19 protein-coding genes and 1 pseudogene are annotated in these 21,529 nt (G+C 54.2%); 5 read left to right on the forward strand and 15 right to left on the reverse strand.

Features of this window, described 5'->3' with window-relative positions; translation table 11 throughout:
• Positions 1–105: 105 nt before the first annotated feature.
• Both M8318_RS05515 and M8318_RS05520 read right to left on the reverse strand, forming a co-directional pair.
• Positions 106–906 carry a hypothetical protein gene (locus tag M8318_RS05515; RefSeq protein ID WP_262661276.1) on the reverse strand — a complete coding sequence of 267 codons (801 nt, stop codon included), beginning with the start codon at positions 904–906 and terminating at the stop codon, positions 106–108.
• Between the two features lie 30 nt (positions 907–936).
• Complete coding sequence (locus tag M8318_RS05520) at positions 937–2,559, reverse strand: recombinase family protein (protein ID WP_047363593.1); 1,623 nt, start codon at positions 2,557–2,559, stop codon at positions 937–939.
• Positions 2,560–2,611: 52 nt separating this feature from the next.
• Between M8318_RS05520 and M8318_RS05525 the strand changes: the two are divergent.
• Positions 2,612–3,067: pseudogene (locus M8318_RS05525) on the forward strand (ATPase, T2SS/T4P/T4SS family); the annotation flags it as partial.
• The gene (gene hofC, locus M8318_RS05530; protein WP_262661280.1) at positions 3,057–4,253 is read left to right on the forward strand and encodes a protein transport protein HofC; all 1,197 of its coding nucleotides are present in this window, start codon (positions 3,057–3,059) and stop codon (positions 4,251–4,253) included. The pseudogene M8318_RS05525 and the gene hofC, both read left to right, overlap by 11 nt.
• Positions 4,254–4,284: 31 nt before the next feature.
• On the opposite strand, the gene M8318_RS05535 is transcribed toward hofC, so the two are convergent.
• Positions 4,285–5,328 carry a GMP reductase gene (locus M8318_RS05535; protein WP_106994250.1) on the reverse strand — a complete coding sequence of 348 codons (1,044 nt, stop codon included), beginning with the start codon at positions 5,326–5,328 and terminating at the stop codon, positions 4,285–4,287.
• A 235-nt stretch (positions 5,329–5,563) separates the two neighbouring features.
• On the opposite strand from M8318_RS05535, the gene coaE reads away from it, so the two are divergent.
• From coaE to yacG, 3 genes are read left to right on the forward strand one after another with little or no spacing between them, the layout of a single operon-like run.
• Positions 5,564–6,175 carry a dephospho-CoA kinase gene (coaE, locus tag M8318_RS05540; protein WP_262661282.1) on the forward strand — a complete coding sequence of 204 codons (612 nt, stop codon included), beginning with the start codon at positions 5,564–5,566 and terminating at the stop codon, positions 6,173–6,175.
• Positions 6,175–6,918: a cell division protein ZapD gene (gene zapD / locus M8318_RS05545; protein WP_166181604.1), complete on the forward strand. Its 744-nt coding sequence runs from the start codon at positions 6,175–6,177 to the stop codon at positions 6,916–6,918. Before coaE ends, zapD begins: the two co-directional genes overlap by 1 nt.
• Before the next feature lie 9 nt (positions 6,919–6,927).
• Complete coding sequence (yacG, locus tag M8318_RS05550; protein ID WP_106994247.1) at positions 6,928–7,122, forward strand: DNA gyrase inhibitor YacG; 195 nt, start codon at positions 6,928–6,930, stop codon at positions 7,120–7,122.
• A gap of 34 nt (positions 7,123–7,156) precedes the next feature.
• Here yacG and mutT read toward each other — a convergent pair whose 3' ends face one another.
• From mutT to murD, 12 genes are all read right to left on the reverse strand, one after another.
• The gene (mutT, locus tag M8318_RS05555) at positions 7,157–7,549 is read right to left on the reverse strand and encodes an 8-oxo-dGTP diphosphatase MutT (RefSeq protein WP_262661284.1); all 393 of its coding nucleotides are present in this window, start codon (positions 7,547–7,549) and stop codon (positions 7,157–7,159) included.
• 57 nt (positions 7,550–7,606) lie between these two features.
• Positions 7,607–10,312 carry a preprotein translocase subunit SecA gene (secA, locus tag M8318_RS05560; protein WP_262661286.1) on the reverse strand — a complete coding sequence of 902 codons (2,706 nt, stop codon included), beginning with the start codon at positions 10,310–10,312 and terminating at the stop codon, positions 7,607–7,609.
• A gap of 59 nt (positions 10,313–10,371) precedes the next feature.
• On the reverse strand, positions 10,372–10,875 hold the full coding sequence (gene secM, locus M8318_RS05565) for a secA translation cis-regulator SecM (RefSeq protein ID WP_262661288.1): 504 nt from the start codon (positions 10,873–10,875) through the stop codon (positions 10,372–10,374).
• A 251-nt stretch (positions 10,876–11,126) separates the two neighbouring features.
• Positions 11,127–12,044: a UDP-3-O-acyl-N-acetylglucosamine deacetylase gene (lpxC, locus tag M8318_RS05570; protein WP_039030368.1), complete on the reverse strand. Its 918-nt coding sequence runs from the start codon at positions 12,042–12,044 to the stop codon at positions 11,127–11,129.
• Positions 12,045–12,145: 101 nt separating this feature from the next.
• Complete coding sequence (gene ftsZ / locus M8318_RS05575) at positions 12,146–13,297, reverse strand: cell division protein FtsZ (RefSeq protein WP_032616544.1); 1,152 nt, start codon at positions 13,295–13,297, stop codon at positions 12,146–12,148.
• Between the two features lie 63 nt (positions 13,298–13,360).
• A complete protein-coding gene (gene ftsA, locus M8318_RS05580) occupies positions 13,361–14,617 on the reverse strand; it encodes a cell division protein FtsA (RefSeq protein ID WP_106994244.1) in 1,257 nt (418 codons plus the stop codon).
• Positions 14,618–14,619: 2 nt separating this feature from the next.
• Positions 14,620–15,456, reverse strand: coding sequence for a cell division protein FtsQ (gene ftsQ, locus M8318_RS05585; protein ID WP_262661291.1), 837 nt, complete (start codon positions 15,454–15,456; stop codon positions 14,620–14,622).
• 1 nt (position 15,457) lies between these two features.
• Complete coding sequence (locus M8318_RS05590; RefSeq protein WP_262661292.1) at positions 15,458–16,378, reverse strand: D-alanine--D-alanine ligase; 921 nt, start codon at positions 16,376–16,378, stop codon at positions 15,458–15,460.
• Positions 16,371–17,846, reverse strand: coding sequence for a UDP-N-acetylmuramate--L-alanine ligase (gene murC / locus M8318_RS05595; protein WP_262661295.1), 1,476 nt, complete (start codon positions 17,844–17,846; stop codon positions 16,371–16,373). The genes M8318_RS05590 and murC overlap by 8 nt, the downstream gene beginning before the upstream one ends.
• Before the next feature lie 59 nt (positions 17,847–17,905).
• Complete coding sequence (murG, locus tag M8318_RS05600) at positions 17,906–18,970, reverse strand: undecaprenyldiphospho-muramoylpentapeptide beta-N-acetylglucosaminyltransferase (protein WP_262661296.1); 1,065 nt, start codon at positions 18,968–18,970, stop codon at positions 17,906–17,908.
• A complete protein-coding gene (ftsW, locus tag M8318_RS05605; RefSeq protein WP_262661298.1) occupies positions 18,967–20,211 on the reverse strand; it encodes a cell division protein FtsW in 1,245 nt (414 codons plus the stop codon). Before ftsW ends, murG begins: the two co-directional genes overlap by 4 nt.
• The gene (gene murD, locus M8318_RS05610; RefSeq protein WP_262661301.1) at positions 20,211–21,527 is read right to left on the reverse strand and encodes a UDP-N-acetylmuramoyl-L-alanine--D-glutamate ligase; all 1,317 of its coding nucleotides are present in this window, start codon (positions 21,525–21,527) and stop codon (positions 20,211–20,213) included. The genes ftsW and murD overlap by 1 nt, the downstream gene beginning before the upstream one ends.
• Positions 21,528–21,529: the final 2 nt, after the last annotated feature.

A 21,529-nucleotide genomic window follows, 5' to 3' on the forward strand; every position in this document is an offset into this window, starting at 1 on the left:
AGGTAGGGATATACATCACCCTAAAGTAAAACTGGCTCACTACTTTCAAAGTATTTATTCCTTTGTGTGACCATTTATTCTCCAAGTTAATTTATCAAACAAACCTTATTCATTACCTTTGCTTTCATCCAGATTCTTTAGTTCCTTGTCTAACATCAAATCATACCTCCGACTAAGAAAAGAAGGCGCGATAAGGTTCTTTTCTTTTATATCATTTAAGAATGAAATAAACCCCTCCCTTGATTCAAGGTTTTCATAAGTAAAATACAGTTCAGCGATTGCATTCACTCTTTCACTCGCGGACTGATATTGCTCCAATTTTAAATTAACCTTATCTTCTATTGTTTTTAGCTCATAATTAATTTTATCTAGTTTCTTTTGCGATTCAGCGTAAGCGTTATTTAGCCCCTCAATCGCATTATCAATCTTAGCCTTTCTAGCATTTAAAATAGACAAGCGAGTCTGACCTCTAGCTTCAACCAAATTCTTTTTTGCATTTTCTTTCTGTCTTGACAGGCTTTCAGCATTTTCAGCCTCAATTTTTTTATCGGCAAGGTCAATATCATCCTGGTACTTTTCCAGCGCACTTAGTTTATCACTTTCTTTTTTCTTTTTAGAAATCCAGTTGTGGCATAGAGATAAACCCCATTGCGCAAATGGCATAAACACAAAAAGCATCACCCCTATTAAAAGAGGAGTCCAAAAGTAATTCACCCATAAATCAGGCTGAATGAGTACTGCATGTATTCTAGTCTCGATATCTTCCTTACTCATAAAGACAAATAAGATATTAGTCCAGTTACAGGATACCCAAGAGAAAAAAACATACCCCCATAATGGACTTGAAATTCTGTCTCTAAATGACTGAGCTATCTGACTTACTGGCTCTTTAACAATTTCGTTCATAATATCCTTCTAATTATCCTATAAATACAATCATTGTATCTTACTATTGAATTCTAATTCTTTCACCCACTCTGGAGCCTCTTCTAAGGCTATGTGACGGGGCTTAGTTGTGAACCCTTCAAAATCGAATTCATCACCATCAATCAGCGGTAAAATCTCTATCCACTGACCACCATCAACCACCCTATCAAGTGGGAAGTTAAGCAGCCTCAAGCCGTTGTGTAAGAAGACATCACACTTTTTTCCAGCCGTGTTAAGTCGGATTTCTTTAATTATCCGTTTGATGATGATTTGAGCCTCTATACGGTCTTTCTTCACGGTTAAATCAAGGTGGCTGATTGTTTCAAGCTGGCTTGATTGCTCTCGCTGGTGAACCTCTGAAACGGACTTTTCAGCATCCTTAATTTGACTATTGAGGGCTTTCAAATCCTTTGCCATTGATTCGGTATCATCTGCCAGCATAGCCAGCTTAATGAGCCTCTCACGCTGTTTCTGAAGCTGTTCTAATTCACTTTGAAGAGAGCCTATAGCAGAGCCATTACCACGATTGAGGGAAAGACGGTTAGTGTTATACAGAAGCCCCTGAACAAGGGCTTTATCAGCCAATCGACGGTTGATACTTTTTGCATCACATCGCCCTTCATACCTCATTGAGCACCTGTAAACCCCATGCCATTTTTCAGTAGCACAGTTAACAACGGTCACAAAACCGCATTCACCACAACGCATGACACCTTTAAAAAGGTTAGTGAGTAATGGCTTTTCCGATGATGGTCTGCGGCCTGCACCTTGCTTTAACTGCTGCACAGCATAGAACTGTTCTTCGCTAATTACAGCGGGGTAATAGTTGGGTATCTCCTTCACCCCTTGTGTAACTGTACAATTAGACGGCACTTTGAAACCAATCACTGAGCGGTTATCCAAGAGTGCTTTAACAGTGGTATGAGACCATGCACCTTTAACCGGATTGCGCTGGTTTAGAGTATAGAAACCTTCTTCATTCATCTGTCTGGCGATTCGTACAAAAGGCAATCCCTCTAAGCGAAGCTGAAAGACACGCTGAACCGCTTTCACGTTATCGGGTATCAGTTCAAAGTGAGACATATCACCAGACACTCTGAGCCACGCTACACAGCGCCGTGTCATTATCTTACCCTTAGCCGCGTCTTCTCGTTTTGCATCCCATGCAGACCTTAACCGCTTCGATTTAGTGGCGGATTCTTCATTAGCACGCTGCATGATAAGCACAGCTTTAATCAAGCTGAGAGGGTCATTAAGACTTTCCTTCTTGTACCATGAGTTATCAGCCAATGTGACCACATCCACGCCAGCTAACAAAATCTTTCGCAGACGCTCCCTTGCAGTGTCAATGTCTTGACGGCTTACCCTATCCAGTGATTCAACTAACAACACTGAACCCGCCTGAATAACCCCTGATTCAACAGCGGCTAGGAATTCACCAAATGCACCTGATTTAGCATTAGCGCCAGAGTAACCACTTATTCCGAGGTCTTGAAACCTGAGCGACTCATCTAATTGATAGTCTGGATTATTCTTGAGCCATTCATATATGTACTTGTTCTGGCGTTTGGTTGAGTCTCCAGACGCCTGAATTTTTGAGGAAAATCGAATGTATGAGATTGCTTTTGGCATGAGCTAGTAAGTCACCATGATAGACTAAACAGGAGTTTATCATAAGAGATGTGTAGTCCTGTCGACACTGCATACCAACTCCACTGCAGAGACGCTGGTTCGCCTGCAGCAAATGGGGGTGGCGCGCTGGATGATCTCCTCAGCGTTGTCTCTGGTGATCGCCCAGCGGCTGGTGCGTCGGCTATGTCCCCATTGTCGTACTGAGGTGCGCCGGGATGCGCCGCTACCTCAGGCGCTGTGGCCTCGGCCTTTGCCGCACTGGCAGCCCGTGGGCTGCGACCGCTGCTATCACGGCTTTTATGGTCGGGTGGCGATCTTCGAGATGATGGTCATCACCCGTGAACTGCGCACCGCCATTGCCAGCGGCGCGCCGGTCGAGGAGATCGAAAAACTGGCCAGACAGTCAGGGATGATCACGCTGTTTGAGCATGGCTGTATGGCGGTAGAGCAAGGCCACACCACCCTCGGGGAGCTGGTGCAGATGCTGGGCGAATCGGATGGCCAGTAATCAACTCTGGCGTTGGCGGGCGCTCAGCCAGCAGGGAGAGATGCAGACAGGCGCGCTCTGGGCACCCGACAAACAGACGGCGTGGGATCGTCTGTTGGGCCGGGATCTTTTCCCCCTGGAACTCAGACGAAGCCTGCAGCAGACGCGCTGGCAGGCGCAGCATCGCTACGAGGTGATCCACCAGCTGGCGACGCTGCTGCAGGCGGGCTTAACGCTCTCGGCCGGTCTGGCGCTTCTGGCCCAGCAGCATCCGGCCCGACAGTGGCAGGCGTTGCTGCAGAGCGTGGCCGACGATCTCAGCGCCGGGAGCACCTTTTCTGATGCCATGAAAAAGTGGCCGCACGTCTTCCCTCCCCTCTATGTGTCGATGGTGAAAACCGGGGAGCTGACCGGCAAGCTTGATGAGTGCTGTCGTCAACTGGCCCAGCAGCAAAAAACGCAGCAACAGCTTAGCGCGAAGGTGAAAAAGGCTCTGCGCTATCCGATCATCATTCTCGCCCTGGCCGTCGCCGTAGTGCTGGCGATGGTGACCCTGGTGCTGCCGGAGTTTGCCGCGATCTACAAAACCTTCAATACGCCCCTACCGGCCCTGACCCGGGCCGTAATGGCACTGGCGACCACGCTTCAGGAGTGGGGGGCTGGACTGGTGTTAAGTCTGCTGGCGGCGGCATCTGGCCTGATGTTGGTTCGCCGCAACCGGCGGTGGCAACGTGCTACGCAGCGTCTGCTACTGAACAGCCCGGTGATTGGCCCGCTGGTGCGCGGGCAAAAGCTCAGCCAGATCTTTACCGTGCTGTCGCTCACCCAGCAGGCAGGCATCGCCTTTCTGCAGGGACTGGACAGTACCGAGGAGACGCTGACGTGCCCCTTCTGGCAGGAGACATTACAGGCGGCACGCCAGCGCATCATGCAGGGGGCGCCTATCTGGTCTGCCCTGAATGAAGCAGCGATCTTTACGCCGCTCTGCATTCAGCTCGTGCGCACCGGTGAAGCGTCGGGTTCGCTGGATACCATGCTGGCTAATCTGGCGCAGCATCATAATGAACAGACTTTTCAGCAGGCTGATAATCTGGCCTCGCTGCTGGAGCCGCTGCTGTTGATTGTGACGGGGTTAATTATCGGCACGCTGGTGGTGGCGATGTACCTGCCGATTTTCCATCTGGGGGATGCGATGAGTGCGGGATAACGCTGGCGCGAGTCGCGCCAGCGAGAGTGCATTACAGGCTGTTGAAAACGCGGTTTTCCTGTTCCTGAACGCGGATAAAGGTGGTGCGCTTGGTCAGCTCTTTCAGGCGGGATGCGCCCACGTAGGTACAGGCTGAACGCAGGCCACCCAGGATATCACGCGCGGTATTCTCAACCGGGCCGCGCAGTGGCAGCTTGACGGTTTTACCTTCTGCCGCACGATACTGAGCAACACCGCCTACGTGACGGTTCATCGCCGATTCAGAGCTCATGCCGTAGAACAGCATGAATTTTTCACCGTTTTCATCAACCACGGTACCGCCGCTCTCTTCGTGGCCTGCCAGCATACCGCCCAGCATTACGAAGTCTGCGCCGCCACCAAAGGCTTTCGCCACGTCACCTGGCGTGGTGCAACCGCCGTCGCTGATGATCTGGCCGCCCAGGCCGTGAGCGGCATCAGCACACTCGATCACTGCGGAAAGCTGCGGATAGCCAACACCGGTTTTCACGCGGGTGGTGCAGACGGAACCCGGGCCAATGCCCACTTTCACGATATCGGCGCCGGACAGGATCAGCTCTTCACACATTTCACCGGTAACCACGTTACCCGCAATAATGGTTTTGGTCGGCCAGGCCTGACGCGCTTTGCTGACGAACTGTACGAAATGCTCAGAGTAACCATTGGCGACATCAATGCAGATGAAGTTCAGATTCGGGTTGGCAATCAGGATCTGTTTCGTTTTTTCGAAATCGGCGTCAGAGGTGCCGGTGGAAACCATCACGTGCTTGAGCACGGTTTCAGATACTGAGCCTGCAAACGCATTCCACTCTTCAACGCTGTAGTGCTTATGCACCGCGGTCAGAATGTCGAAGGAGGCCAGCGCTTTTGCCATCGCAAACGTCCCAACCGTATCCATATTGGCGGCGATAACAGGCACGCCAGACCAGGTCTGACCGGAATGCTTAAAGGTGAATTCACGTTCGAGTTCAACGTCGGAGCGACTTTTCAGGGTAGAACGTTTAGGGCGGATAAGAACGTCTTTGAAACCTAACTTCAGATCTTCTTCGATACGCATTTGCGGATTCCTGGGGTACTGGGGTAAATGTCGAAAAACGAAACACACAACTCCAGTGACGCTATCATACGCACTAATAGCTGTTGCGCAAGACTGCGAAAATCACTTTTTTTACGCTACAATCCTATAAATTTACCTGGTAAAAAGTCCGTAAGCAGAGCTTAACCATTGCCGTTAAAAGATTAAATCTTAAGCAATTGATATCAATAATGAATATTTCCCAGGATTTTAATTAATGGGGTACATCGTTGCATTAACGGGAGGCATTGGCAGTGGCAAAAGCACTGTGGCCGACGCCTTCTCACGTCTGGGTGTCACGATTATTGATGCCGATATCATTGCCCGCCAGGTGGTAGAGCCCGGTACACCTGCATTACACGCTATCGCAGAACATTTCGGCCACGACATGATTGCGCCCGACGGTACCTTAAACCGCCGGATGCTGCGTGAACGTATTTTCTCGCATCCTGAAGAAAAAGCCTGGCTTAATGCCCTGCTTCATCCGCTGATCCAGCAGGAGACTCAGAAGCAGATATCGCAGGCGACCTCACCTTATGTCCTCTGGGTCGTACCGCTTCTGGTGGAAAATAAGCTTCACGACAAAGCTGACCGGGTGCTGGTGGTGGACGTCTCTCCGACAACACAAATTCAGCGCACCATCGCCCGCGATAATGTCGGGCGCGAACATGCCGAACAAATTCTTGCCGCGCAGGCCACACGTGAAGCACGCCTTGCCGTCGCGGATGATGTTATTGATAATAACGGCGCACCGGATGCCATCGCCTCCGATGTTGCCCGCCTGCATCAGTACTACCTGGCGCAGGCCGTTTTACAGGAAAAAGCCTAATGCACACCCACGTTCTTTTTGAGCATCCCCTCAATGAAAAAATGCGCACCTGGCTGCGCATCGAGTTTTTAATCCAGCAGCTTTCAGGCCTCCTGCCGGTACACGACCACACCTCGGCGCTGCATTTTTTCCGTAACGTAAGCGACCTGCTGGATGTGTTAGAGCGTGGCGAAGTCCGCACTGAATTACTGAAAGAGCTGGAGCGTCAGCAGCGCAAATTGCAGGCCTGGGCCGAAGTCCCGGGCGTGGATAACAGCCGCATTGACAGTCTGCGTCAGCAGCTGAAACACAACAGCACGGTATTGATGGCTGCGCCGCGTATCGGCCAGTTTTTGCGGGAAGATCGCCTGGTAGCATTGGTTCGTCAGCGTCTGAGCATTCCTGGCGGCTGCTGCAGTTTCGATTTGCCGACCCTGCATATCTGGCTGCATATGCCGCAGGAGCAGCGCGATATCCAGGTCCAAAGCTGGCTTGGCAGCCTTGAGCCGCTGACGCAGGCGCTGTCGCTGATTCTCGATTTGATCCGCAACTCCGCGCCGTTCCGCAAGCAAACCAGCCTAAACGGTTTTTATCAGGATAACGGCGAAGATGCCGATCTGCTGCGCCTGCAGCTGACCCTTGCCGATCAGCTTTATCCGCAAATTTCAGGTCACAAGAGCCGCTTTGCGATTCGTTTCATGCCGCTCGACAGTGAACATGGTCTGGTGCCGGAACGTCTCGACTTTGAGCTGGCGTGTTGTTAAGGAGTCATGATGTCTGATGTTACTACCGTGAACTGCCCCACCTGTGGGAAGCCCGTTATCTGGGGCGAGCAGAGTCCTTTTCGTCCTTTTTGCTGCAAACGTTGCCAGCTGATCGATCTCGGTGAATGGGCGGCAGAGGAGAAACGTATCCCGAGCGAAGGCGATCACTCTGAAAGCGATGACTGGAGCGAAAGCCAGCAGTAACCGTATCAGCCTGCTGGCGCTTCGCTGAGCAGGTTTACTGGTTACCCACTAAGCGGGTAATAATGGGCGCATTGGCCGGCGGGAATTTGTCGGCATCACTTGCCTGAAGCGTAACCCAATTCCCCAGTTGCCCCTCTTTGCCCCACGGCTCCCCTTCCCAGCGTTCTACCAACCAGAACCAGAGCGTGATATGGCGATCGGGAAACGCATATTCCAGTTTATCGAACAGGGTCGCACCAAGCGGGGTGATCCCCACCTCTTCCTGAAGCTCGCGGATCAGCGCCTGCTCCGGTGTTTCGCCAGCCTCGATCTTCCCGCCGGGAAACTCCCATTTATTCGCCATGTGCGCATCGGCCGCACGCTGGGTAATAAAGATTTGGTCATCGGAATTGCGAATGATCCCGACAGCGATTTGCAGTGTTTTCATTGTCTTGATTCCATAAAAAAGGCGCAGATATCTGCGCCTTTTCAGTTGGTTTAATGCTTAGCTTAGACGGCCATGGCACTGTTTGTATTTTTTACCTGAACCACATGGGCACGGATCGTTACGACCGACCTTACGCTCACCGGCCTGCGCGGCAATCGCGGCAGCGGCGGCTTCTTCGTCGTCCTGATGGCTGAGCTGCTGCATCTGGGCCAGACGTTCAGCCTCTTCGCGACGCTGCTGCTCCATCTCTTCCACTTCTTCCGGCATGCGCACCTGTACCTTACTCAGGGTGCTGATCACTTCGTATTTCAGGGATTCAAGCATCGCGGCAAACATGGCAAAGGATTCGCGCTTGTACTCCTGCTTTGGATCTTTTTGCGCATAGCCGCGCAGATGGATACCCTGACGCAGATAGTCCATCGCCGCCAGGTGCTCTTTCCACAGGGAGTCCAGGGTTTGCAGCATCACGCCTTTCTCGAAGTGACGCATCATCTCAGCGCCGACCACTTCTTCTTTACGCTGATAAACTTCGATGGCATTAGCAAAAATACGCTCGCGCAGGGTCTCTTCATGCAGCTCCGGCTCTTTATCCAGCCACTCCTGGATAGGCATGTCGAGGTCGAAATCGTTTTTCAGACGCACCTGCAGACCTTCGATATCCCACATCTCTTCCAGAGATTGCGGAGGAATGTGAGCATCGATCGTGGCTTTAAACACGTCTTCGCGGATGCTATTGATGGTTTCGCTCACGTCGGACACGTCCAGCAGCTCGTTACGCTGGGTGTAAATCGCGCGACGCTGGTCGTTAGCCACGTCATCATACTCAAGCAGCTGCTTACGAATATCGAAGTTACGGCTTTCCACTTTACGCTGCGCGTTGGCGATGGCTTTGGTCACCCACGGGTGTTCAATCGCTTCGCCCGGCTTCATGCCCAGCTTACGCATCATGCCTGACACACGGTCAGAGGCGAAAATACGCATCAGCGCATCTTCCATCGACAGGTAGAAGCGGGAGGAACCGGCATCACCCTGACGGCCTGCACGACCACGCAGCTGGTTGTCGATACGACGGGATTCATGGCGTTCAGTACCGATGATGTGCAGACCGCCCGCGGCCAGTACGGCATCGTGACGAACCTGCCAGTCGGCTTTGATCTGCGCGATCTGTTCCGGGGTTGGATCTTCCAGCGCGGCCACTTCTGCCTGCCAGCTACCGCCCAGCATAATGTCAGTACCACGACCCGCCATGTTGGTGGCGATGGTTACCGCTGACGGATAACCCGCCTGGGCAACGATATCGGCCTCTTTGGCGTGGAACTTGGCGTTCAGAACGTTGTGCTTGATCCCGGCTTTGGTCAGCTCTTCGGAGACTACTTCCGATTTTTCGATGGAAATTGTACCCACCAGAACTGGCTGGCCAGCAGCAGTACGGTCGCGAATATCTTCGATGATAGCCTGAATTTTTTCCGCTTCGGTCATGTAGACCAGATCCGGCATATCTTTACGGATCATCGGACGGTTGGTTGGTACCACCACGGTATCCAGCTTGTAGATAGAGCTGAATTCAAAGGCTTCGGTATCCGCCGTACCGGTCATCCCTGCCAGCTTCTCGTACAGACGGAAGTAGTTCTGGAAGGTGATAGATGCCAGGGTCTGGTTTTCGTTCTGGATATCGACGTTCTCTTTGGCTTCAACCGCCTGGTGCAGACCGTCAGACCAGCGGCGACCCTGCATGGTACGGCCGGTGTGTTCGTCGACGATAATGACTTCGCCATCTTTAACGATGTAGTCCACGTCACGGGTAAAGAGCACGTGCGCACGCAGCGCTGCGGTCACGTGGTGCATCAGCATGATGTTGGTCGGAGAGTAAAGTGACTCACCCTCTTCCATAATGCCTTCCTGCACCAGCAACTCTTCAATCTGGACCAGACCACGTTCGGTCAGGTTTACCTGGCGGGCTTTTTCGTCCACGGAGAAGTGGCCTTCACCCTGGAAGGTATCGGAGTCCTCTTTTTCCTGACGGATCAGGTGAGGAATGATTTTGTCGACTTTGCGATACATCTCGGAGCTGTCTTCAGCCGGACCGGAGATGATCAGCGGAGTACGGGCTTCATCGATCAGAATGGAGTCGACCTCATCCACCAGCGCATAGTGCAGTTTACGCTGAACGCGCTCTTCCGGGCTGAAAGCCATGTTGTCACGCAGGTAGTCAAAACCGTATTCGTTGTTGGTGCCGTAAGTGATGTCCGCGCCGTAGGCTTCGCGTTTCGCCGGAGCCGGCAGGCCTGACATGTTGATCCCAACGCTCATGCCGAGGAATTCAAACAGTGGGCGGTTGTTTTCGGCGTCACGCTGCGCCAGATAGTCGTTGACGGTAACGACGTGAACGCCTTTACCGGACAGTGCATTCAGATAAGCAGGCAGGGTCGCGGTCAGGGTTTTACCTTCACCGGTACGCATCTCGGCGATGCAGCGGTCATTGAGGACCATACCGCCCAGCAGCTGCACGTCGAAGTGACGCATACCAAACACGCGCTTACTCGCTTCGCGGACCACGGCGAAGGCTTCCGGGATCAGGCTTTCAACGGTTTCGCCTTTTTCAAGGCGGGCACGGAATTCAGCAGTTTTGCCTTTCAGCTCGTCATCGGAGAGTTTTTCCATTGCCGGCTCAAGGCCGTTGATGACGCTGACAGCTTTGCGCATGCGGCGCAAAGTACGATCGTTACGACTACCGAAAACTTTAGTTAGTAATTTGATTAACATAATAAATTCTCAAACGCCCCTTCATGGGCAGTTAAATTAAGGTATTGAAAAAGGTTAATTTAGCTGAGGCGTTGAGGTCCGGCGCGGATGCCCTGTACCTGGCTAATCCAGGCCGACACGGAGAAAGCGGATGGGGGATAAAATGCGGTAAGGGCCACCTGACGAACAATGACCGGCGGCTCGCTCTGCTGGGTAAGCAGTGAGTTGAGCGTATCCAGCAGCGCCAGATGGTGCGCCTGAACCGGCAAAGTCTCTTCAACAGCAGGTAACGTCTGCGGTGCCATGGCGAAAGAGAGATGGCGAATAACGGTGCGGATAGCGTGTTGATGCCAGTAATCTACCGTGTAATTCGGTCGGCGGTTCGCTTCCAGCAGGGCAAGGTTAGTGAAATTAACCCGCGTGGTCAGATCTTGTCGGGAGGTGGCGGTCTTCGCAGGATTAGCCGCTTCGGCGTTGCTGCTGAGCGCGGGCAGGCCAAAACTCGCCGCGACCATCCCCAGAAGGAGATGCGGCCAGAAGTAACGTCTGCCAAATTGTCGCCAGCGCGTCAGAATTCCGCTCAATTGCCCCACCACAAGTAAGTAAGCCTTAAGACTTACCGTATGATTTTTATATTTTCGCGCCCAGATATTACCACTAAAGCGACTTCACAGCAGCAGTAATGAGGCACCGCAGAGGTTAAAAATGGTGATGAAATCAGCAAACGCGCCATTGACTACGGCTATTCAGAAAGGACAAAAACAAAAACGACTGGTCTTGCTGGCCGGAGAGAGTGCCAGGTCAACCAGTCGAATTTAAATAACGGGATCTACCGTTACGCCAGAACCGTGCTCGGTGCTTTGAATGCCAGTGGCAGTTCAGCTTCGTCTTCGAAGGTCACATATTCCCAGGCTTCCTGTTTTGCCAGAACAGCCTGCAACAGTTTGTTGTTCAGCGCGTGACCAGATTTATACGCGGTAAACGCACCAATGATATTGTGACCACACATGAACAGGTCCCCAATCGCATCCAACATTTTGTGACGAACAAATTCATCTTCAAAACGCAGGCCGTCTTCGTTCAGTACGCGATAATCGTCAACAACGATGGCACAATCGAAGCTGCCGCCCAGGCACAGGCCGCGGGACTGCAGATATTCGATATCACGCATGAAACCGAAAGTACGTGCACGACTGATCTGACGCATAAACGCATCAGCAGAGAAGTTCATCGCATAGCGCTGGGTGCTGGAATCAATCGCCGGATGGTTAAAGTCGATGGTGAAGTCCAACGAAAAACCATTAAACGGCTTGAATTCAGCCCATTTGTCGCCATCCTGGACACGAACGGTCTCTTTAATACGCACAAATTTCTTCGCACTGTTCAGTTCTTCAATGCCGGCGTCCAGCAACAGATAAACGAACGGTGCAGCGCTGCCATCCATGATCGGGATTTCTGGCGCATCGACTTCAATAACGATGTTGTCGATACCCAGACCCGCCAGGGCGGCATTCAGGTGCTCTACGGTAGAGATCCGCACGTCATGCTCGTTCACCAGGCAAGTACAGAGCATAGTATCACGCACAGATTTGGCATCAGCCGGGAAATCTACCGGTGGATTCAAGTCGGTGCGACGATAGATGACCCCGGTATTGGCCGGCGCAGGGCGCAACGTCAGTGTGACTTTCTTGCCGGTATGTAAACCGACACCAGTCGCCTGAACGATACGTTTTAATGTCCTTTGTTTGATCATCGTATAATCTCGCCAAGTTACTTATCCAACCGAGAGTGTATATCACTATCGGGCGGCCAGTTTAGCACAAAGAGCGTAAATTCCCTAATTCCAGCTAATTCTTAATCAGCTTGCTTACGCAGGAACGCTGGGATATCCAGATAATCCGGCTCTTTCTGGGTCTGGGTTGTATTGTCATTGACCACTTTCGCGGCCGGTTTCTGCTCTTGCGTCAGCGGCGCCATGCCGTGCGGCTGGTAGCGATCCATCACCGGCTGCTGAGCAGTTTTGTTGGTTACCAGGGTGATCTCAGGACGTTTGTCCATGCCGATACCGGTAGCAACAACCGTTACGCGCAGCTCATCGTTCATTTCCGGATCAAGGGAAGTACCGATTACCACGGTAGCGTTGTCAGAGGCGAACGCACGGATGGTGTTACCCACGGTTTCGAACTCATCCAGACGCAGGTCGAAGCCCGCGGTGATATTGACCAGCACGCCGCGCGCGCCAGAGAGATCGATATCCTCCAGCAGCGGAGAAGAGATCGCCATTTCAGCGGCTTCTTCTGCACGGTCTTCACCTTTCGCCACGCCGGAGCCCATCATCGCGTAGCCCATTTCGGACATCACGGTGCGCACGTCAGCAAAGTCGACGTTCATCAGACCCGGACGGGTGATCAGCTCGGCGATACCCTGGACTGCACCCTTCAGCACATCGTTCGCGGCGCCAAAGGCGTCCAGCAGAGAGATGCCACGGCCCAACACTTTCAGCAGTTTGTCGTTCGGGATAGTGATCAGCGAGTCCACATGTTTGGACAGCTCGGTGATACCCTGCTCGGCGAATGCCATACGCTTCTTGCCTTCAAAGTTGAAAGGCTTGGTCACGACAGCAACCGTCAGGATACCTAAATCTTTAGCAACTTCAGCAACGACTGGCGCAGCACCGGTTCCGGTACCACCGCCCATACCTGCGGCGATAAACACCATGTCTGCACCATCAAGCGCAGCACGCAGTGCTTCACGATCTTCTTCTGCAGCATTGCGGCCGACTTCCGGGTTTGCCCCAGCGCCCAGCCCTTTGGTGATGCCGCCACCGATCTGGATCGTCTGGCCAACCGCCGTCTTACGCAGTGCCTGCGCATCGGTGTTCACCGCGAAGAACTCTACACCTTCGATGCGCTCGCGCACCATGTGCTCTACAGCATTACCGCCGCCGCCACCGACGCCGATGACTTTAATCACCGCGTCGTTGGTCAGTTCCATAGGTTCAAACATAGTTTCTCTCCGTTTTGTGCCTGTCGCCCGAAACCGTTAATTTTCGCCGGTCTCTTACTAAAATTAAAATTCTTTTCGCAGCCAGGTGTTGATTCGTTTAAACCACGAACCTACCGACACGCGTTTTTCTACTTCTGCTTCACCACTGAGATGCGTTTCTTTCCCGTAATGAAGCAAGCCCACTGCCGTTGAATAATACGGCTCCTGAGCATAATCCGTCAGACCGGTGATGTTCAGCGGTGCACCGATGCGCACCTGCGTATGGAACACCCGCTGAGCACAGGCCGCAAGACCTTCAATTTGCGCCGCGCCGCCGGTTAATACAATCCCCGCCGCAAGATGGTGTTTGACACCCTGCTGGCGAAGCTGTTCCTGTAACTGCAAAATCTCTTCGTTGACCAGGTTGAGCAGCTCGGTATAACGCGGCTCAATGACCTCGGCTAACGTCTGGCGCTGCAGGCTGCGCGGTGGACGTCCACCAACGCTTGGCACTTCAACGCTCTCATCTTTGCCCACGATGGAGCCCAGTGCACAACCGTGGCGCACTTTAATCGCCTCTGCATCGCTCGGTGGCGTGCCAAAGGCGTAGGCGATATCGCTGGTCACCACGTTCCCCGCATACGGGATAACTTTGGTGTGGCGCAGCGCACCACCGGTATAGACGGCCATGTCCATCGTACCACCACCGATATCCACTACACAGACGCCCAGTTCACGTTCGTCTTCGGTCAGCACAGAATAACTTGCGGCCAGACCGGCGAAAATCAGTTGGTCAACTTTAAGACCACAACGTTCCACAGCTTTGACAATGTTCTTCGCCATATCGTTGTGACATGTGATCAAGTGCACTTTTGCCTGCATACGTACGCCGGAAAGGCCTACCGGATTTTTAATCCCTTCCTGGTAGTCGATCGCATACTCCTGCGGGATCACATGCAGAACGCGATGCTCGTCGCGAACGCGCACAGACTTGGCAGTATGCACGACGTTTTCGACGTCTTCCTGCGAAACTTCTTCTTCTGAGATCGGCACCATGCCAATCTCGTTCTGGCAGCTAATATGCTTGCCAGAGAGCGCCAGATACACGGAGGAAATCTGGCAATCTGCCATCAATTCGGCCTGATCGATGGCGCGCTGAACGCATTTCACCACCGACTCGAGGTCGTTTACCCCACCTTTATCCATACCACGAGACGGGCAGCTACCCACACCAATGATATTGACCATACCGTCGGGCAGAACTTCCCCTACTAAAGCGGCAACCTTCGCAGTGCCAATCTCCAGTCCTACTACCAGTTTTCTGTCCGTCGCCTTGATCATTGTTATTCTGCCTGTACCTGAGCCTGATTCTGTTGCTGATTAGGTTCCTCAACCGGCGCCGGGATCCACCCGACCGATGCGCCTGAGTCATAGCGCAAATCAACGTAGCTAATCCTTTTGCCTTCAGCCTGCCCCTGCTGCTGCAGAACGGGATAAAGTTCTACAAAACGGGACAGACGCTTCATCGTGTCACCCCGGCCAAGATTCAGCTTAATGTCGTTCGTCAGCGTCAACTGCCAGGAACGACGCGCCGTCATGGCGGCTTGTTTCAGGGTAAAACGATCTTTAGCCAGCACTTGCCCCATGTTACGGAAACCTTCCAGCACTTCGTTTTCACTGCCTTCCGGACCATACAACATGGGTAAATTTTGCTTGCTGACACGATCGGCCGGGACGCTGAAAGAAATTCCATCTACGTCAACCATATGCTGATCATTCCAACGCGCAATGGGTACATATTCAACCAGATGAATCTTCAATTCATCCGGCCACTGCTTTCTGACGCTCGCTTGTTTAATCCATGGCAAGCGTTCAATCTGGCTCTGGATAATATTCACGTCCTGCGTCATGAAGGTGCCGGGCGATCCTAATGCCAGAATCGACTGCCGGATATCATCATTACGCGTGTAGTGGCGGTCACCCGTCACCACCAGTTTCGACAGAGGCAGACGTTGTGCATCTTCCATCCAGCCGAGCACCATCCAGCCGCTGACAAACACCGTACACAGCACGGCGAGCAGGAAGGTGATCCCTGCAAGACGCGTTCCATTACTCCGACGCGAAGAAGAATACTCTTCTTCTTCGTCACGGTTTCGCGTGTTCAGCGCAGCCTGAGACATATCAGCCCGCCTGGTCCAGAATACGAACCACAAGCTGCGAGAAGCTCATTCCCGCCTGGCGCGCCGCCATCGGCACCAGGCTATGGCTGGTCATCCCCGGCGAAGTATTGGCTTCCAGCAGATAAAACTGCCCATCGCTATCCTGCATCACGTCGATTCGTCCCCAGCCACGGCAGCCAAGTACATGCCAGGCTTTAAGCACCAGAGCGTTTAAAAGGGCTTCACGCTCCGCTTCCAGACCACTTGGGCAGAAATATTGCGTCTCATCAGAGAGATACTTCGCCTCATAATCATAGAAGGTTCCTGCTGGTTGGATACGAATTGACGGTAAAATTTCTTCACCGAGCATCGCAACGGTAAATTCCGGTCCGCTGAGCCATTTTTCTATCAGAACTTCTTCATCATGTTGAAATGCCAGCGCTAATGCAGATGATATATCGCCTGCTTCGTCAACTTTAGACATTCCTACGCTTGAGCCTTCACGGCTCGGCTTAACGATTACCGGTAATCCTAGCGCCGCAATACGCTCAGTAACGCTGGCATCAAGGCCCTGCTCAAATTCACGACGGGTCAGTGCCACCCATGGCGCAACCGGCAAACCGGCCCCCTGCCACAGCAATTTGCTGCGCAGTTTGTCCATAGAGATGGCCGAGGCCATTACGCCGCTGCCGGTATAAGGCAGGCCGATGATGTCCAGCAAGCCCTGCAGCGTACCGTCTTCACCGCCGCGGCCATGCAGGGCGATAAAGACTTTAGCAAAACCCATCTCTTTCAGGCGCGTCACGTCAGTCTCTTTCGGATCGACCAGGTACGCATCAACGCCGCCTTCGCGAAGCCCTGCCAGTACCGCAGAACCGGAATTCAGGGAAACCTCGCGCTCTGCAGAGGTGCCGCCAGAGAGGACCGCAATCTTATCAGCCATGACGCTCTTCCTCCGAAATTTGCGGCTTAAGTTTGATTTCGGCCAGCGTACGGGCGATCTTGCCGATATTTCCCGCACCCTGCACCAGAATCAAATCATTGCCGGTCAACACCGGGGCAAGCATCGCGGCTGCCTGGGCATGATCGGAGACCAGAATCGGGTCGATCTTGCCACGGCCGCGAATGGTGCGGCACAGGGAGCGACTGTCCGCGCCCGGAATGGCCGCTTCGCCCGCCGAGTAAACATCCAGCATCAGCAGGGTATCAACCTGTGACAGCACGTTAGCAAAATCGTCGTACAGGTCACGGGTACGGGTATAGCGGTGTGGCTGGAACAGCATCACCAGATTTTTGTCCGGCCAGCCCGCGCGCGCCGCTTTGATTGTCGCATCCACTTCGGTCGGGTGATGGCCGTAGTCATCAACCAGCATCGCAGTGCCGCTTTTCCCGTTAACGGTTTCCAGCGGGAATTCGCCAAGGAAATCGAAACGACGACCGGTACCCTGGAAGCTTTCCAGCGCCCGCAGAATGGCTTCGTCTTCAATGCCTTCTTCTGTAGCTACCGCAACAGCCGCTGCAGCGTTCAGGGCGTTGTGACGGCCTGGGGCATTCAGCGTAACCTGCAGCAGCTCTTTATCCTGACGCGCGAGGGTGAAATGCCCCTGCGCACCGACCTGCTTGTAGCTTTCCACACGCACGTCAGCGTCTTCGCTGAAACCGTAGGTGGTGATTTGACGACCGACACGCGGCAGCAGCTCGCGGATCACCGGATCGTCAACGCACATTACCGCCCGTCCATAAAACGGCAGATTGTGGAGAAAGTTTATGAATGTTTGCTTTAAATTTTCGAAGTCGCCCTGGTAGGTATCCATATGGTCAGCTTCGATGTTGGTGACAATCGCCACCATCGGCTGCAGATGCAGGAAGGACGCATCACTTTCATCCGCTTCAGCAATCAGATAACGGCTGTGACCCAGACGCGCATGCACGCCCGCGGCTTTTACCAGGCCACCGTTAACGAAGGTCGGATCGAGGCCCGCTTCGGCATAAATACTGGAGACCATCGCCGTGGTGGTGGTTTTACCGTGAGTACCGGCGATGGCGATGCCGTGACGAAAACGCATCAGCTCGGCCAGCATCTCGGCACGGCGGATCACCGGGATACGCGCTTCGTGTGCGGCAACGATTTCCGGGTTGTCGGCAGAGATGGCGCTGGAGACTACAACCACGCTGGCATCAAGGACATTTTCCGGACGATGGTTAAAATAGATGGTCGCGCCAAGGGACGCCAACTGTTGCGTAACAGGGTTCGGCGCCAGATCGGAACCGCTGATCTGGTAGCCTTCATTCGCCAGCACTTCGGCAATACCGCCCATACCGGCGCCGCCGATGCCAACAAAGTGAATGTGCCGGACGCGACGCATCTCGGGCACGATTGAACGCAGTTTCGCCAGTTGTTGTGTATTCATTCTCTAAACGCCATCGACTACTTCAAAAAATTCGTGCAGCGCAACACGCGCTGCGAGGGTTAAACCTGGGCTGCCAGGCTCACTTCTTTCGCCACCCGCTCCGTTGCATCCGGGATCGCTGCGGCACGTGCGTGCTGCGCCATCTCCAGTAATGTCTCCCGGTTCCAGCCCGCCAGGGTGTTGGCGACCGCGTCTGCGGTGAACTGCGGCTGTTCAAAAATTTTCGCGGCACCGGCTTTTTCAAGCGGCAACGCATTCCAGTACTGCTGACGATCTTTGTGCTGGAACGGCACAAACAGCGCCGGTAAGCCTGCGGCGGCAATTTCGCTCACCGTCAGCGCGCCGGAGCGGCAGACCACGACATCGGCCCAGGCATACGCTGCGGCCATGTCGTCGATAAATTCAGTCACTTTATGCTGCGGCTGGCCTGCGTCGGCATACGCCTGCTCGACCGTTTGCTGACCGCCCTTCCCGCTTTGATGCCAGATGGTCACCGCGTCGCCGAGCTTCGCTGCGACTTGCGGCAGCGTCTGGTTCAGAATGCGCGCGCCCTGAGAGCCGCCCACCACCAGCACACGCACCGGACCTTGACGTCCGACAAGGCGCTCCTGCGGTAACGGCAGCGCCAGCACGTCCACACGCACCGGATTGCCCACCACGTCCGCTTTCGGAAACGCGCCGGGGAAGGCCTGCATCACTTTGCTGGCGATCCGGGAGAGCCACTTGTTGGTCAGGCCCGCAATACCGTTCTGCTCATGCAGCACCACCGGGATCCCCAGCGACCACGCCGCCAGTCCGCCAGGACCGGAGACGTAACCGCCCATTCCCAGCACCACGTCCGGCTTAAAACGCTTCATGATCGCCCGCGCCTGGCGCCAGGCGTTGAAAATGCGCACCGGTGCCAGCAGCAGAGCTTTGATGCCCTTGCCGCGCAGGCCGGAGATATGGATAAAGTCGATCTCAATCCCGTGCTTCGGCACCAGATCGGCCTCCATGCGGTCTGCGGTTCCCAGCCAGCGTACCTGCCAGCCCTGATCCATTAAATGGTGCGCAACCGCCAGTCCCGGGAACACATGTCCGCCGGTACCGCCTGCCATCACCATTAACCGCTTCGGTTGATTCATCGTGAACCTCGTGTAAACGCCTGGGCATTTTCCAGACGCGTTTCATAATCTATGCGTAGCAAAAACATAATGGCGGTCGACATGATCAACAGACTCGAACCACCATAACTGATTAACGGCAACGTCAGCCCCTTGGTTGGCAGCATACCTGCTGCGGCACCGACGTTAACTAAAGCCTGAAAACTGAACCAGATACCGATTGAACAGGCCAAAAAACCCGAGAAACGGTGGTCGATAACCAGTGCTTTCCGGCCGATCGACATCGCACGGAAAGCCACGAAGAATACCATTAAAAGTGCCAGTACCACACCGATATAACCCAGTTCTTCCCCAATAATGGAGAAGATAAAGTCGGTATGCGCCTCAGGTAAATACTCGAGTTTTTGCACGGAATTCCCCAGCCCCTGGCCCCATACTTCACCGCGGCCAAAGGCCATCAATGACTGGGTCAGCTGATAGCCGCTGCCGAACGGATCTTCCCACGGGTTCCAGAAAGAGGTCACACGGCGGATACGGTACGGCTCGGCAAGGATCAGCAGCACCACCGCCGAAATCCCCATCCCGATAATGGCGATGAACTGCCACAGTTTTGCTCCGGCCAGGAACAGCATCGCCAGGGTGGTAACGAACAGCACCACCACGGTACCGAGGTCAGGCTGGGCCAACAGCAGCACCGCCAGCACCAGGATCACGCCCATCGGTTTTAAGAAGCCACGCAGGTTATTACGGACCTCATCCACCTTACGCACCAGATAGTTGGCGAGATAGCAGAACAGCGACAGCTTGGTGAATTCCGCAGGCTGTATACGCAGCGGGCCAAAAGCAATCCAGCGTGATGCCCCGTTCACCGAGCTACCCACCACCAGCACGATCAACAGCATGGCGATAGAGGCGATCAACATCGCGGTACTGTGGCGCTGCCAGAATGACATCGGCAGACGTAACGTCACCATCGCCAGACAGAACGCCAGGATGATGTACAGCCCGTCACGCTTGGCGAACAGGAAGGGATCGTTAGCCAGACGCTGTCCAACGGGCATCGAGGCCGAGGTCACCATAATAAAGCCAATCGCCGCCAGCCCCAGCGTGAGCCAGAGCAGCATGCGGTCGTACATAATCAGGCTATCGGAATCTTTATCCCGGGAGCCCATGACCCAGCCCTTTAACGCCGACGAGATCCACATCAGGATGCCAAATCCTGGCATCCGGGGCATTCTCAGGCGAGGGAGAGAGAAGCGCATCAGCCTAACTCCTTCGCCAGGCGGGTAAAGAGATCGCCGCGTTGCTCGAAGTTCTTAAACTGATCGAGGCTGGCGCAGGCCGGAGAGAGCAGCACCATGTCGCCCGGCTTCACGCGCGGGGCAATCAGCCGCATCGCCTGCTCCATGGTGTCGGTTTGCTCGGCAACGTCCGGACGCAGCGCCGCCAGTTCGGCGCCGTCACGGCCAAAGCAGTAAAGGCGCACGTTGTCACCGCTGAGGTACTGCTTCAGCGAAGAGAAATCAGCCGATTTGCCGTCGCCACCCAGCAGCAGATGCAGAGTGCCATCAATGTGCAGGCCATTCAGCGCCGCTTCAGTGCTGCCGACGTTGGTGGCTTTTGAATCGTTGATCCAGCGTACGCCGTTATGCTCCAGCGCCAGCTGGAAGCGATGCGCCAGACCGCTAAAGGTAGTCAGGGCTTTCAGGCTGGTGGCGCGCGGCAAACCGGCGGCATCCGCCAGCGCCAGCGCGGCCAGCGCGTTGGTATAATTATGCTGACCCGAAAGCGGCATCTCTTTCACGTTCAGCACCTTCTCACCCTTCACCCGCAGCCAGGTTTCGCCCTGCTGACGGTTCAGGTGGTAATCACCCATGGTGATACCAAAGCTGATACAGCGATCGTCAGCGCCACGCACCGGCATGGTCAGGGCATCATCAGCGTTCACAACGCAGACTTTGGCATTTTCATAAACACGCAGCTTCGCCGCGCGGTACTGCTGTAGACCAAATGGATACCGGTCCATATGATCTTCGGTCACGTTCAGGATCGTTGCCGCGGCCGCATGCAGGCTCGTGGTGGTTTCAAGCTGGAAGCTGGAAAGTTCCAGAACGTACAGCTCGCAGCCTTTATCCAGCAGCATTAGGGCTGGAAGGCCAATATTGCCGCCAACACCGACATTCTTACCGGCCGCTTTTGCCATCTCGCCGACTAGCGTGGTGACGGTGCTTTTACCGTTCGAACCGGTAATCGCAATCACCGGTGCCTGCGCTTCACGGCAGAACAGCTCGATATCCCCGACAATCTCGACGCCCGCGTCCGCCGCAGCGCTTAACGCTGGATGAGCCAGGGCGATGCCCGGGCTGGCGACAATCAGATCGGCGGCATTGAGCCAGGCTTCATTCAGACCACCAAGGTGGCGTTCAACCTGCTCCGGCAGTTTATCCAGACCAGGCGGAGAGACACGCGTATCCATTACGCGAGGCGTCACACCCCACGCGAGGAAAAAGTCCACGCAGGAGAGGCCGGTTAAGCCTAACCCGATGATGACGACTTTTTTACCCTGGTAATCTGCCATGA

It is taken from the genome of Leclercia tamurae (assembly GCF_025566055.1).
In the GTDB taxonomy this organism is placed as follows: Bacteria; Pseudomonadota; Gammaproteobacteria; order Enterobacterales; family Enterobacteriaceae; genus Enterobacter; species Enterobacter tamurae.